10 protein-coding genes are annotated in these 13,600 nt (G+C 70.9%); 3 read left to right on the top strand and 7 right to left on the bottom strand.

All coding sequences use genetic code 11. From position 1 onward, the window contains the following. Positions 1–2: 2 nt before the first annotated feature. The 3 genes from AB0C28_RS35905 to AB0C28_RS35895 are packed head-to-tail and all read left to right on the top strand — an operon-like array spanning position 3 to position 3,472. On the top strand, positions 3–791 hold the full coding sequence (locus AB0C28_RS35905) for a hypothetical protein (RefSeq protein WP_346113286.1): 789 nt from the start codon (positions 3–5) through the stop codon (positions 789–791). Positions 792–803: 12 nt separating this feature from the next. Further along, on the top strand, positions 804–2,705 hold the full coding sequence (locus tag AB0C28_RS35900; RefSeq protein WP_358080127.1) for a fumarate reductase/succinate dehydrogenase flavoprotein subunit: 1,902 nt from the start codon (positions 804–806) through the stop codon (positions 2,703–2,705). Further along, on the top strand, positions 2,702–3,472 hold the full coding sequence (locus AB0C28_RS35895; protein WP_358080126.1) for a succinate dehydrogenase/fumarate reductase iron-sulfur subunit: 771 nt from the start codon (positions 2,702–2,704) through the stop codon (positions 3,470–3,472). Before AB0C28_RS35900 ends, AB0C28_RS35895 begins: the two co-directional genes overlap by 4 nt. A 64-nt stretch (positions 3,473–3,536) precedes the next feature. Here AB0C28_RS35895 and AB0C28_RS35890 read toward each other — a convergent pair whose 3' ends face one another. The 7 genes from AB0C28_RS35890 to AB0C28_RS35860 form a co-directional block, all read right to left on the bottom strand. Further along, positions 3,537–4,928: a hypothetical protein gene (locus AB0C28_RS35890; protein ID WP_358080125.1), complete on the bottom strand. Its 1,392-nt coding sequence runs from the start codon at positions 4,926–4,928 to the stop codon at positions 3,537–3,539. 75 nt (positions 4,929–5,003) lie between these two features. Beyond that, on the bottom strand, positions 5,004–6,542 hold the full coding sequence (locus AB0C28_RS35885) for a hypothetical protein (protein WP_358080124.1): 1,539 nt from the start codon (positions 6,540–6,542) through the stop codon (positions 5,004–5,006). Between the two features lie 68 nt (positions 6,543–6,610). Then, complete coding sequence (locus AB0C28_RS35880; RefSeq protein ID WP_357854883.1) at positions 6,611–7,006, bottom strand: (deoxy)nucleoside triphosphate pyrophosphohydrolase; 396 nt, start codon at positions 7,004–7,006, stop codon at positions 6,611–6,613. A gap of 28 nt (positions 7,007–7,034) precedes the next feature. Continuing rightward, the gene (locus tag AB0C28_RS35875) at positions 7,035–8,126 is read right to left on the bottom strand and encodes a bifunctional lytic transglycosylase/C40 family peptidase (protein ID WP_357854885.1); all 1,092 of its coding nucleotides are present in this window, start codon (positions 8,124–8,126) and stop codon (positions 7,035–7,037) included. Beyond that, the gene (locus tag AB0C28_RS35870) at positions 8,123–8,749 is read right to left on the bottom strand and encodes a hypothetical protein (RefSeq protein ID WP_358080123.1); all 627 of its coding nucleotides are present in this window, start codon (positions 8,747–8,749) and stop codon (positions 8,123–8,125) included. The genes AB0C28_RS35875 and AB0C28_RS35870 overlap by 4 nt, the downstream gene beginning before the upstream one ends. 3 nt (positions 8,750–8,752) lie before the next feature. Beyond that, positions 8,753–11,098, bottom strand: a complete 2,346-nt coding sequence (locus tag AB0C28_RS35865; protein WP_358080122.1) for a type IV secretion system protein — start codon at positions 11,096–11,098, stop codon at positions 8,753–8,755. Further along, complete coding sequence (locus tag AB0C28_RS35860) at positions 11,095–13,572, bottom strand: ATP-binding protein (RefSeq protein WP_357854893.1); 2,478 nt, start codon at positions 13,570–13,572, stop codon at positions 11,095–11,097. Before AB0C28_RS35860 ends, AB0C28_RS35865 begins: the two co-directional genes overlap by 4 nt. Positions 13,573–13,600: the final 28 nt, after the last annotated feature.

The following is a 13,600-nucleotide window of genomic DNA, read 5'->3' as shown; positions in this document are numbered from 1 at the left end:
CGATGACCCAGACGACGCCCGAAGCCCCGGTCCGCCGGCAGCGTGCGCAAGTCAAGGTGCGCACCCTGCGTACGGACAGATGGTGGCTGGTCCCGCTCGTGACGTTCCTCGGGCTCAGCTCATTTCTTGTCTACGGTGTATGGGCGATCATCGACAACAGCATCTTCGTCGATCCCTACATCGCCCCGTTCGCCTCGCCCTGTCTGGCCGCGGTCACGTGTCCCGAAGGGGCGCAACTGTTCGGCTGGGCGCCGATCGGCGACTGGTACACGCTCTCGCCGGGGCTGCTCATCCTGGCCCTGCCCGGCGGGTTCCGGCTGACCTGCTACTACTACCGCAAGTCCTACTACCGCTCCTTCTGGCTCTCGCCGCCGGCCTGCGCCGTGCAGGAGCCGCACGGGAAGTACACCGGTGAGCGGCGCTTCCCGCTGATCATCCAGAACATCCACAGGTACTTCTTCTACGCGGCCATCGTGATCGGCCTCATCCTGGCCTACGACGCCGTCCTGGCGGTCGTGCACAAGCCGCTCGGCCTGGGCAGCTGGATCCTGATCGCCAACGCCGTCCTCATCAACGCCTACACGCTGTCGTGCCACTCCTGCCGGCACATCACCGCGGGCAGGCTCAACCACTTCTCCCGTCACCCGCTGCGGTACCGGGCCTGGACGTTCGTGTCCAAGCTCAACGCCAAGCACCAACCCCTCGCGTGGGCCTCGATGTTCTCGGTCATGGGCGCCGACCTGTACGTGCGCCTGGTGGCCAAGGGCATCATCGCCTTCCCGTACGCGTAAGGACAGCTTTCAGTGGAAAACACGCACAACATAGAGCGCCACGAGTACGACGTCGTCGTCATCGGCGCGGGCGGGGCCGGCCTGCGGGCCGCGATCGAGGCCCGCCAGCAGGGCAAGCGGACCGCGATCATCTGCAAGTCGCTGTTCGGCAAGGCCCACACGGTCATGGCCGAGGGCGGCGCGGCCGCCGCGATGGGGAACGTCAACCCCGACGACAACTGGATGGTGCACTTCCGTGACACCATGCGGGGCGGCAAGTTCCTCAACAACTGGCGGATGGCCGAGCTGCACGCCAAGGAGGCGCCCGACCGCGTGTGGGAGCTGGAGGCCTGGGGCGCGCTGTTCGACCGCACCAAGGACGGCAAGATCAGCCAGCGGAACTTCGGCGGGCACGAGTACCCACGGCTCGCACACGTGGGCGACCGTACCGGCCTGGAGCTCATCCGCACCCTGCAGCAGCGCGTCGTGGCCCTCCAGCAGGAGGACTACGAGGCCCACGGCGACTACGAGGCCTACATCAAGGTCTTCGCCGAGTGCACCGTCACCCGGCTGCTCAAGGACGGCGACGCGATCTCCGGCGCGTTCGGCTACTGGCGCGAGACGGGCAACTTCGTCCTCTTCGACGCCCCCGCCGTGGTCCTGGCCACCGGCGGCATCGGCAAGTCGTACGTCGTCACGTCCAACTCCTGGGAGTACACCGGCGACGGCCACGCCCTGGCCCTGCTCGCCGGCGCGAACCTGATCAACATGGAGTTCATCCAGTTCCACCCCACGGGGATGGTCTGGCCTCCGTCGGTGCGCGGCATCCTGGTCACCGAGTCCGTCCGCGGTGACGGCGGCGTGCTGCGCAACTCCGAGGGCAAGCGCTTCATGTTCGACTACATCCCCGAGGTGTTCAAGGACAAGTACGCCACCACGGAGGAAGAGGGCGACCGCTGGTACACCGACCAGGCCAACAACCGGCGCCCGCCGGAGCTGCTGCCGCGTGACGAGGTGGCCCGCGCGATCAACGCCGAGGTGAAGGCCGGTCGCGGCTCACCCCAGGGCGGCGTCTTCCTCGACGTCTCCACCCGCCTGCCCGCCGAGGAGATCAAGCGGCGGCTGCCGTCGATGCACCACCAGTTCAAGGAGCTGGCCGACGTCGACATCACCGCCGAGCCCATGCAGGTGGGGCCGACCTGCCACTACATCATGGGCGGCGTCGAGGTCGACGCCGACAGCGGCGCGGCGGCCGTTCCCGGGCTGTTCGCGGCCGGCGAGGTCTCGGGCGGCATGCACGGCTCCAACCGGCTGGGCGGCAACTCGCTGTCCGACCTGCTGGTGTTCGGGCGCCGGGCGGGCGCGGGCGCGGCGGCGTACGTGGACGGCCTGGCCGCGCGGCCCAAGGTCGAGTCCGAGTCGGTGGACGCGGCCCTGGAGGAGGCGCTGGCCCCGCTCAACCGCGGCGGCGAGAACCCCTACGAGGTCCACCACGAGCTCCAGCGCACGATGAACGAGCTGGTGGGCATCATCCGCAAGGCCGAGGAGGTCTCCGAGGCCCTGGAGGCCGTGGAGAAGCTCAAGGAGCGGGTGCGCATGGTCGGCGCGGCCGGCTCGCGCATCTACAACCCGGGCTGGCACCTCGCGATCGACCTGCGCAACATGGTGCTGGTCTCGGAGTGCGTGGCCCGCGCCGCGCTGCTGCGCGAGGAGAGCCGCGGCGGGCACACGCGCGACGACTTCCCCGGGATGAACCCGGACTGGCGCCGCAAGCTGCTCGTCTGCTCCACCGCGGACGGCACGTCCGTGCAGGTCGAGGAGAAGGTCCAGCCATCCATGCGCGACGACCTGATCACCCTCTTCGACCGGGACGAGCTGAGCAAATACCTCACCGACGAAGAGATGACCGAGTTCGACGGGATAGCGAAGTCATGAGCTACAAGGCAAAGTTCAGGGTCTGGCGCGGTGAGGGCGGCGAGGGCAAGCTCGAGGACTTCACCGTCGAGGTCAACGAGGGCGAGGTCGTCCTCGACATCATCCACCGCCTCCAGGCCACGCAGGCGCCCGACCTGGCGGTGCGGTGGAACTGCAAGGCCGGCAAGTGCGGCTCGTGCAGCATGGAGATCAACGGCAAGCCGCGACTGGGCTGTATGACCCGCATGTCCACCTTCGAGGAGGACGAGACCATCACGGTCACGCCGATGCGGACCTTCCCCGTCATCAAGGACCTCGTCACCGACGTGTCCTACAACTACCAGAAGGCCCGGGAGGTGCCCTCCTTCACCCCGCCGAGCGGGGTGAAGCCGGGCGAATACCGGATGAAGCAGGTGGACGTCGAGCGCTCGCAGGAGTTCCGCAAGTGCATCGAGTGCTTCATGTGCAACAACGTCTGCCACGTCATCCGTGACCACGAGGAGAACAAGAGCAACTTCTCCGGTCCCCGGTTCCTCATGCGGATCGCCGAGCTGGACATGCACCCGTACGACGTGGCCGACCGGCAGGACGCCGCGCAGGAGGAGCACGGGCTCGGCTACTGCAACATCACCAAGTGCTGCACCGAGGTCTGCCCCGAGCACATCAAGATCACCGACAACGCGCTGATCCCGATGAAGGAGCGCGTGGTGGACCGCAAGTACGACCCGCTGGTGTGGCTGGGCAACAAGATCTTCAAGCGCAGCAGCAGCAACAGCAACAGCAAGTAGGCGTACCAAATCAGAAGAGCGGGGGCCGGACGACCGGCCCCCGCACTTCTGCGTCCGTCTGGTCTTACTTCTTCTTCCGGCCGAAACGCCTGCGCTTGGCGTCGGGCATCTCCTTCGTCGGCTCCTGCGGCGGCTGCTCCTGGAACTGGGGCGGCAGCGGCTGCACGGCCGTCACGTCCGCGTCAGGCGCCAGGTAGGGCGGCGGCTCGTAGTCGGTGGCCGTCGTGGAATCTCCCGCGCCAGGGCCGGTCTCCTTGGCGGCCGGCTCGAACAGCGAACCCGCGGCGGAGGGCTTCCAGGGGTCGGGGTCACCCGACTCGGCGGCCGAGGCAGGGCCGAGCGGCTGCTCCTGGTCGCCGTCGTACGGGCCGGCCCCACCCGGCGGGATGTCCGACGGCACCGGCGGCACCAGCGGCTCGAACGGGTCGCGCTCACGCGGACCCGACGCCGGCTCGAACGGGTCACGCACCTCGGTCGCCGGCTCGAACAGATCACGCTCGCGGGACGGCGGCTCGCTGTAGGAGTCGAACTCGTCCGGATGTAGGACCACAGGCTCCTGAACGGGCTCCTGGTACGGCTCCTGCACGTAACCCTGGGGCGGATACGGGTGGTTCGAGTCCTGGTAGCCGGGCGGGACGCTGGGGTAGGTCTGCACCGGCACGAAGCTGATGATGGGCGCGTACGCGGTGCCGCCCGGATAGCCGGGGGCCTGGAAGCCCGCCGTGGCGTAACCGGGCCCCGCCGGGTAGCCGGCGCCGGGCGGAGGCATCTCGGGCCCGCCGATCGGGGGCCCCGCCTTCCGTACGGCCGCCGCGTGGGCCATCCGGCGCAGCCGGCCCTCGAAGATGAGCACGGCGAAGAGCGCGAGCAGGACCAGCACCAGCGCCGGGATGCTGAGCTTCTGCGTCAGCGTGCGCTGGTCGAACTCCGGCGCCGCGTTACGCAGCTCCAGCGGCACCTCCTCGTCGGAGGCGACCTGCGTCTCGCTGGGCCTCGGCACGACGGGGGTGGTCTCCTCCGGCGCGATGGCCGGCATCGAGACGGTCTCCTCCGGGGTGGTCGTCGGCTCCGTCGTGGACGGCACCTCGGCGGGCTGCGTGGGCAGCGGCTGCGGGTTCTGCGTCGGAGGAGTCGGCGGAGGGGTCGTGGTGGGGCTGGTCTTCGTGGGGGTCGGCGCCTTGGTCTTCTTCGTCGGGGTCGCGGTCACCGTCTTGGTGACCGTCGTCTCCGGCGCCGAGTCCGTCTCCTCGGGAGTGGGCTCGCCCAAAGTGGTGGTGACGGTGACGGTGGTCTCGGGGGTGATGTCGCAGACCTCGCCGACGTCACATGGCTCGACGGGATCCAAGGCGGTCACGGAGGCGCTCGCGCTCTGCACGATGAACGGGGTCGCTCCGGCGCCCGTCAGTGCGAGCGCCAGGACGACAGCGGACAGGGCCGTCGCTCGCGTGCGTGCCACCGGTGCCCTCCGCGCAGTCCCGGAACCATGGTCAAAGGGAATACTAGCCGGGTAAAAGTAACAGTAAAGACGGAATTACAACACGTTTCTCCGGTTACGCCCTCGTTGTACCGTGACAACGATCCAGAGCCCTCCGAGCAGCACTCCGATGGCCCCCGCGACCATGGGCAACGCCTGCGGCCCGTCGATCGGGCTGACGTAACGCACCGGATGAACGTGTTTCGCGGCCGACACCATTTCCCACGGCAGCGGCGCCGCCCCGCCGGGGCCTTCGGCTTGGAACGAGGCAAGGAGCCGCGTACCGGCGGGCAGGCTCACGGCGGCGCTCGGCAACGCCTGCGGCACGCCTCCTGAAGGCACGCCAGGACCGGGCACGCCGGGGGTGACGGAGGTGACGGGGACGATGGGGGTGACGGGCGGGAACGGCGGAAGGGCGGGCACCCCTCCGGCGGCCACCGCCGCACTCGCCGCAGGAGCCGGACTCGCCGCGAGGACGCCGCTCGCCGGAGGGGTCGCGCTCGCCGCGGAACCCGCGCCGGCCGCGGGGCCGCCCGCACCCGCCGCAGGAGTCGCACTCGCCGCCCTACCGGCCCTCACCGTCCGGTGACCCCTCGCCGTCCGGTCGGCCCTCGCCGCGCTTCCCGGGCCCTGCACCCTTGCCGTCGCTCGTGCGCTCGGCGTGGCTCCTGGGCTCGGTCTCGTTCCCGCGATCGGGGACGCGCCGACGGTCGGGGCGGCGCCTGCCCCAGCCGGGGGCCTGGTCGAGGGCCGGGCCGGGGTCGGGGTCGGGGCCGGGGAGGCGAGCGGGCTCGTGTGGGCCCGCTGGTCGAGGCCGTCGCGCTTGGGCGGCGGGAGACGGTGGGCCCGGCCGCTGAACGTCGCCCGCTCCCCCGTGATGCGAGTCCCTCCGACCTGTACGGCGGTGCTCCTGCTCAGGATCGTCGGCCCGTCGCCGGTCCCGCGCAACCTGGCCACCGCGGCGAGCACCACCTCCCACGCGCCGGCGGGCGCCTTGACCGTGACGTCCACGGCCCGCTCACCGGCGACCTTCCCCAACCGGCACACCCCCGCCCCCGGCGGAACGGCACCCGGCGCCGCCGGATCGCCCACGACCCGCAACGCCCGCCTGGCCAACCGCCCAGCCGCCCCGCCCCCTTCACCGGCACCCACCGCCTCGGCCGAAGCCGAGCCCTGCCCGGAGAGACCGACTGAAGCCGTGCCCTGCCCGGTGAGCCCGGCCGAAGCCGCGCCCTGCCCAGCGAGCCCGGGCGCAGCCGCTCCCGCAGGCCCGGCCGAAGCCTGGCCGACGACGCCGGCCGGGGTCGCGGCGCCGAGGCCGTCGGCACCCGCCGTAGGACGCGGGTCCAGCAGGGGCGGGCACGAGACCTCGGTCAGGGCCGTAGCCGGGCTGGCCGCGACCGCCACCCTGGCCCCCTTGGCCATGCCGTTGAGCCGGACCCGGAAACGCTGCACGTCCCCGGTCCTGACCTGCTTGCCGACCTCGCCGCCTTCGTGCACCCGCTCCAGCACCAGCGACACCCCGGTCGCCGCCACAGGCACAGAAGGCACCGCCACCAGCGTCAGCACCCCGGCGACGCCCCATCCACGCCGCATCGCGCCCCATCTCCCCACCGTGACACAAAATAACGCCTAGTAATCATTCTGTCACAGAGAGGGATGTCCTAATCACGCGGGAGGAGACTCTCCACCGTCTTCATGATCGGCAGGTCCGCGCCCAGCCATTCGACCTCGTAGTACTCCCCCGGCCCGAGCCAGCGCAGCGCCAGGTGTTCCCTGGCCTCCGGCGTCCCCGAGATCAGCGAGCAGAGCCAGACGCGCATGACGTACCCCTCCGCCAAGGGCCAGTCGCCGCCCACGCGCGCGCCCACGGCGACCTCGACGCCGAGCTCCTCCCTGCACTCCCTGACGAGCGCGACCTCCTCGCTCTCGCCGGGGTCCACCTTCCCGCCGGGGAACTCCCAGCCGCCGGCCAGCGCGGCGGGCTCGGCGCGCTGCGCGGCCAGCACCCGGCCGCCGGGCCCGACGATCACCGCGGCCACGACCACGATCACGCTCATGCGGACGGCGTCCGCAACAGAAAGATCCTCATAGGGTGCGATTCTGCAGCTTCTTCAGCTGTTCCTGCACCCCGGGGTTCTGCAGCGGGCGGGTGAAGCCCACGCGGGTGTCGCGCGCCTGGTAACTCGTGACCTTGATGGGGCCGCACAACCGGCACCGCGCCTCCAGCATCTTGCCCTTCGACACGACCAGCCCCACGTGGCCGGGGTTGTTCGCGGACGTACCGGGGCCGGCGTTGAAGAACACCAGGTCGCCGGGTTGTTCCTCGCCTTCTAACACCTTCACGCCGAACGGCCACTGCCCGAACGTGGTGCGCGGGATCGTCAGCCCGGCCGCCTTGTAGGCCGCGTAGATGACCCCCGAGCAGTCGAAGGAGTCGGGCCCGGTGCCGCCCCACAGGTACGGCTTGCCGCGCTGCGCCAGCGCGTACTGCAGGATCTTGGCCACGACGTCGCTGGGCGCGGCCTCGACCAGCGGCTCGTCGCACTCCTCCGACGCCTGCGGCGGCACCTTGACCGCTCCCGACTTGGCGTACTTCCTGGCGATCTCCTCGACCTGGTCCACGTACCACCAGGCCCGGTTGTAGACGAACAGCGCCCGCCGCACGTTCTCGGGGGCGCCGTTGCGCTTGAGCATCTTGGCCGCGCCGAGGATGGCGTCGGCGGGGTTGTAGACGTCGCCGACGCCGTCACCGTCGCCGTCGGAGGCGTAGCCGTTGAACGTCGACGACATCGCGACCCTCGCCTTGCCGCCCCACGTCGAGATGAGGAACTGCATCGGCCCGGCCGCGCCCGCCGAGTTGGTGCCGCTCTTGACGCCGGGCAGGGAGGAGCGGCCGTGGTCGGTCTCGCGCTTGCCCACGGCGGCCAGGATGTTCCACTGGACGCCGATCCGCTTGCCGTAGTCCTTGTACAGCTCCAGGTATTCGGACGGGATGTCGGACGAGGCGGAGTCGGACGCCTCCTCCACCTGGGCCGTGTCGTCGCAGTCGACGGAGGCGCTGTCGCTCAGGAACGACGGCATCGACATCAGCAGCAGCGGTGAGACGATGACCGCCACCAGGAGCAGCATGCCGGCCAGGCCAATGATCAGGGCCAGCCGGGTCTTGGAGAGTTTCACCAGGGGGGATCTCCGTCCTGGCCGTCGGCGGCGGGCAGGATGTCATAGACCCGCCAGTCGGCTCCCGACTGGCTCACCGTCACCGCGAACTCCTCGCTGACCAGCTTGTTGCCGCTGGTGGCCGTGACCTGCCTGTTCGCGGTGACCACGAAGACGATGGAGCTCTTGTCGACCTGCCTGATCTCCTTGAGCGCGGCCGTGGCCGTGGAGACGATCTGGTCGTTCTTGTTCGCCTCGACGGTGCCGGCCGAGGTCATCGTCCTGGTCAGGGTGTCGCCGAGCTCGGCCGTGGTGTACGCCTTGAGCCGCCCCGCGTAGGCCGCGGGATCCTCGTCGAAGCGGAAGGTGCCGTAGGCGGCGGTGAACCGGGTGGCCAGGTCGGCCGCCGCCGCCAGTTGCTCCTTCTTCATCGGCAGGTACGCGTACACGTCGAACGGCGCGGCGCTCGCGGTGGCCAGCGGCGTGCTGGACGCCACGGCGGAGCTGGTGGCCCTGGCCGCCTCCGGCCGCGCCTGGGGTTCCTCGGAGGAGTCGGGCCACATCGTCAGGTAGATGCCGACCGCCGCGATGACCACGACGATGGCGGCGAAGGCCACCCCCCGCCTGTCACCTGCCTGCGCCATGTTCTAGTCCTTGTCGGGGTTGTTCGGCTTGAGCCAGAAGGGCACGTCGGGGCTGTCGCCTCCTGAGCCGCCGCCGTTGCCGCTGCTGCGCAGCCAGAGCGGGGGCGCCTCGGAGGAGCGCGACGACGACTCGCCCGAGCCGAAGATCCGGGGCCCCGGCGACGTCCCGCCCCCGGAGCGGGAGCCGTTGCCCGAACGCGAGCCGTTGCGCGACCCGCCGCCGAACAGCCCGCCGCCTGAGCCACCCGATCCGCCGGACCCGCCGGACCCGCCGGACCCGCCTGAACCGCCTGAACCGCCGAAGAGGCCGCCGCCGGAGCCGCGCGAGCGCGTGCCGCCCGTACGGGAGCCGCCCGACCCGCCGAAGCGCGACCCGCCTGATCGTGACCCGCCGGACCCGCCGAAGCGCGACCCGCCGGAGCGTGAGCCACCAGATGAACCGCCGCGCCGCGCCCAGCCACCGCCGGACGCCCCGCCGAACCAGCCGCCGGAGGAGCCCGACGAGGCCGCCGAGGCCGCCGAGGCCGCTGAGCCGGTGGAGGCCGCGGCCCCGCCGCCGACCCGGGGACCGCCGGCCGCGGGCCCGCGCTGAGGAGCCGAGGTGCCCAGGTTGAGCGGGGGCGCGGTGCCCTTGCGCGGCTCGGGCGTGCCCCGCCCGGCCGCCCTGCCGCCCTGCGCGTCGGTGTCGAGGGGAGCCGCCGTGGCCGGGACCCTGGTGCCGGCGGCGGCGCCTTCGCCCTCCTCGCCGCGCATCCTGACCTGGCCGCCCGCCGCGGCCGTGGCCGCCGCGCCCGCCGGGTTGGCCGCACTGGCCGCCCTGATCAGCGGCTCGGCCTTGCGCAGGCCCCAGCGGCCGATCCTGGCCGACGCCACCGGCGGCAGCACGCCCGCCGACCGCTCAAGCACGGACGAACTCGCCGCCTCGCCGAGCATGCGGGTGGTGACCGTGTGGCCGCTCATGGAGGCGAACAGGTGCTGGAACGGGCGGCGGTAGAAGAACACCGCGATCGTCAGCAGGGCCATGAACAGCACCTGCATGCCCCAGGGCATGGCGGTGGAGATGATGAGCGCGTACCCGTACACGAGGACGCTCAGCACGATCGTCAGCACGGCCTGTCTCAGCAGCGTGCCGATGAGCATCTCCACCCAGCGCAGGGCGACGATCCGCCCGCTGCCGGGATGGACTCCGATCAGCAGGAAGATCGGCCCCAGGATGAGCAGGAGCAGGAAGCCCACCTTCAGCACCAGCAGCGACACCGCCACCAGGAAGATGAGCAGGCCCGCCACCAGGGCGGCGATGAACGCGCCGACGGCCACGCCGAGCCGGTTGGACCAGTCGCGGCCGGAGAAGGTGGCGTAGCGGGGGTCGTTCCTGAGCTTGTCGCCGAGCGCCGCGTACTCCGACTGGCGGGCTCCCACGTCGGGAGCCGGTTGCCCGGCCACCGCCTGCGGCACCGACTGCATCTCCAGCACCTTGCGACCCCAGTCGCGCACGATCGGCTGCTGCGGGTCGGCGGTGCCGAACAGGCCGACCAGCCACGGCTTGCAGACCAGCGTGGACCACAGCGCGTCGGCGTTCTGGTCGACCCCGGGGGTGCCGGTCTGCGCGTAGCCGCCCGCCTGCACCTGCGGGCTGGCGCCGCCGCCGGGCGGCGGCAGGCAGGACGCGCCGCCCGCGCCCGGCAGGCCGGAGAAGGCGGAGTTGACCACTTCGCCGGTCTTGTCGGTGACGACCTTGCCCAGGCCGGTGAAGTCTCCCGGCCGGCTGAAGAACCACACCGCCACCGTGACCGCCAGCACCATCCAGATCACGCCCTCGGCGGTCGTGGTGGCCCGCTTGCGGATCAGCCCGTACCAGGCCAGCCAGATGGCGCCGAGGATGACGATCGGCTGGAGGAAGTCCCAGTAGACGGCGTCGGCCAGCCGCGTGACGATGTCGTCGACCACGTCCTTGATCGCCTGGAGCGGTCCTTCCGTGGCCGCCGCCTGGTACGTGGTGATCGTCAGCCGGTCGACGGCCTTGGCCGCGGTGAAGATGCCGTTGGCCCACATGTTGCCGAGCACGGCCACGTAGTCGGAGCAGGTCAGCTCGTGGGTGTGCCAGAACTGCCCGCTCATCCCGAACTGGGCGTAGTTGGTGGTCGCCGCGGGCGTGCCGGCCGGCGGGGCGGGTGGCTGGATCAGCCCGTCGGTGCCGCTGCCCACCATCTCGGGCGAAAGCGGTCCTGACAGGTCACAGGGGGCGGCGGCGACCGGAGTGGACGTCGCGCCCAGGACGAGCGGCACCACGAGGATGCCGGTGACGAGCGCGAGAGCCAGCGCGATTCGTCGGGATAGCCGGACCTTCATGACCGTACCTCCTGCGCCCTGCCCACGCCCCCCTGAAGATCATCATGCCCCGTGCCGCCGGGTTTGTCGTGTGTCGGGTTCGTGTCGAGCCAGCGGAGAAGTTCTTCGGAGATCAGGTCTACGCCCATACGCCCCGCCCTGCCATCCAGATCACGGAATACGCATTCGCCGTTGCCCAGGGAGCGGAGCACGGCCTTGTGCTCCTCGGACGACTCCACCCCGAGCAGGGACATGACGTGGTCCACCTCCACCCTCTCGGTGGACCTGAACGCGAAGACGGACGACAGGCAGTTGGTCACCTGCTCGTTCAGCAGGTCTCCCGCGTTCTGCGAGACCAGCACCAGAGCGGTGTTGCGGGAACGGCCCATCCTGCTGACCTCGGGCACCAGCTTGGCGCCCTCGGGTGTGGAGGTGATCGCCCACGCCTCGTCCAGGAAGATCGCCTTGGGGGCGCGCCGGTCGAGGCCGTTCATCAGCCTGCGCGCGAACTGGGACACCAGGTAGAGCAGGGCCACCGACAGCCGCTGCTCGTAGGAGTAGTCCTCCCTGCCCGTGGCCACGTCGGGCAGCGTCAGCCCGCCGAGCGTGAACACGGTCGTCCAGCCCTCGGTGTCGATCTGGTCGCCGCCTGACGGGTCGAAGCACAGCCTGGCCAGGTGCATCTCCGACATCGAGCGCAGCACCGCGCCGAGGTTCTTCGACGCCGCGTCCTCGGCCTGGTCCAGGAAGTCCACGACCTTGCCGAGCGAGGGGTCCTCGCCGTTCGACACGGCCGCCACCGCCTGGATCATCGCCGACTCGCGCTCCTCCGACATGCGGGGCAGCAGCAGCCGCAGCGTCTCGGTGGCCATGGTCTTCTTCGCCGCGATGTCGTCGCCGAACGAGAACGGGTCGAGCAGCCCGGGGGCCGCCGAGCCGAGCGGGATGACGCGGGCCTTGCGGCCCCGCTTCTCCAGCAGCCGTACCAGCGACTCCGCGTCGCCCTTCGGGTCGATCACCGCGACCGTCACGCCGCGCAGCGCCATCTGGTAGATCATCAGCAGCGCCAGCGTGGTCTTGCCGCCGCCGGGCTCGCCGGTGATCGCGATGGCGGTCGGCCGGTTGCGCGTGGCCGCCACCAGCGGGTCGAAGTGCACGATGCTGCGCGCCCTGCCGACGGTCTCACCGATGTACGGGCCCAGCCAGCCCTCACTGCCCTCGTCCAGCCGGTCGCCGAGATCGACGGTGGCCGTGGCCATGCCGCCGGCGATCGTACGCAGCGGCTGGCGCTGGGCGTAAGCGTTGACGCGCACCTTCTCGCCCGGCAGCGTCTCGCAGAACAGCGAGAACTGGTCGCCGGTCGAGTTGACCACGTCGATGCCCATGTCACGGTAGTGCTCGACCACCGCCTCCACCCGCTGCACACAGATGTCCTCGGTCGGGGCCGCGACGATCAGGCGGTGCCAGCCGTACACGAAGGGCAGCCGCTCCTTGGTGATGCCGTGCTCCAGCATGCGGGCCGCGTCGATCTGCTCGGCCAGCGCCAGCGGCGCCTCCGCGCCGGCCTCGCGGATGTGGTGGTCCATGTCGCGGGCGTGCGCCAGCTTGCGCGCCACGTCCTTGGACGCCTTCACCGGCGGGATCAGCCGCATCCGCGAGGAGACCTCCACCGGGAACGGCAACTGGTCGGCGAAGTGCAGCCACGGCTCCCCGTCGGGGAAGGGCATCAGGTCGGGGAAACGCGCGAACGACAGGTGCGCCACGTAGGAGTCGCCCTGCGGCTGCACGATCCGCAGCAGCGACCTGCCGTTGTGGATCTCGCCCTCGACCAGCGACTCGATCTCGCCCTTGCCCCAGCGCCTGCGCGGGCTGGCCGAGGGCGGCGGGTCGCCGAGCGCGCCCGCGGCCGAGTGCTGGAACAGCCACGCCACCTCGACGGAGGTGGCGTGACGGGCGTAGAGGGCACTCGACGCGAGTGCTCGCCCGAGCCGTTCCGCCTGCTCCGTCCAGCGCCCGATCTCGCTGTCGGGAACGTGGTCGTCGTCCATCCCCAGCACCTTCTCGGTCTTCTGGTAGAAGCCGAGGAGCTGGCTCAGCACGCCGCTGCCGAGCTGCTTGCCGCGCGGGCCGAGCCGCACGCCCAGGTAGACCTCCTTCGACCAGAAGTCCTTGGCCCAGACGTGCCGGTACATCTCCTCCAGGTAGTCGCGCCAGCCGGGCCCCTCGTCGGAGGTGGCGTTGAGCGCCATGGCCCACTCCGCCGCCGGGTACGTGCGGTGCGCGACCCTCAGGTGGACCTCGGCGTCGGGCATCCTGATCGCCGCCAGCGCGATCGTGATGTTGGTGGCCAGCGCCTCGCGTTCCTCGGGTGTGACGAACTCGTAGCTGACCGTCGGGAGCCGGAAATACGCCCATGCGCAGGTGTCCGTGAGCAGGATGCGGTCGTCGAAGTAGCGGACCGCGAGGCGCTGGTGCGCTCGGGATGCCCTGCTCATGCCGCCCCCTCGGCGCATGAACGGGCCA

Source organism: Nonomuraea sp. NPDC048892, assembly GCF_040649735.1.
GTDB classification, from domain to species: Bacteria; Actinomycetota; Actinomycetes; order Streptosporangiales; family Streptosporangiaceae; genus Nonomuraea; species Nonomuraea maheshkhaliensis.
The sequence above is the reverse complement of the archived record's forward strand: the minus strand, read 5'-3'. Positions and strand labels throughout refer to the sequence as shown.

Bases quoted from the DNA above. Each gene is read 5' to 3' on its own strand.
- AB0C28_RS35895 (WP_358080126.1), top strand. From the start codon at position 2,702: ATGAGCTACAAGGCAAAGTTCAGGGTCTGGCGCGGTGAGGGCGGCGAG.
- AB0C28_RS35865 (WP_358080122.1), bottom strand. From the start codon at position 11,098: ATGAAGGTCCGGCTATCCCGACGAATCGCGCTGGCTCTCGCGCTCGTC.
- AB0C28_RS35905 (WP_346113286.1), top strand. From the start codon at position 3: ATGACCCAGACGACGCCCGAAGCCCCGGTCCGCCGGCAGCGTGCGCAA.
- AB0C28_RS35860 (WP_357854893.1), bottom strand. From the start codon at position 13,572: ATGAGCAGGGCATCCCGAGCGCACCAGCGCCTCGCGGTCCGCTACTTC.
- AB0C28_RS35880 (WP_357854883.1), bottom strand. From the start codon at position 7,006: ATGAGCGTGATCGTGGTCGTGGCCGCGGTGATCGTCGGGCCCGGCGGC.
- AB0C28_RS35870 (WP_358080123.1), bottom strand. From the start codon at position 8,749: ATGGCGCAGGCAGGTGACAGGCGGGGGGTGGCCTTCGCCGCCATCGTC.
- AB0C28_RS35885 (WP_358080124.1), bottom strand. From the start codon at position 6,542: ATGCGGCGTGGATGGGGCGTCGCCGGGGTGCTGACGCTGGTGGCGGTG.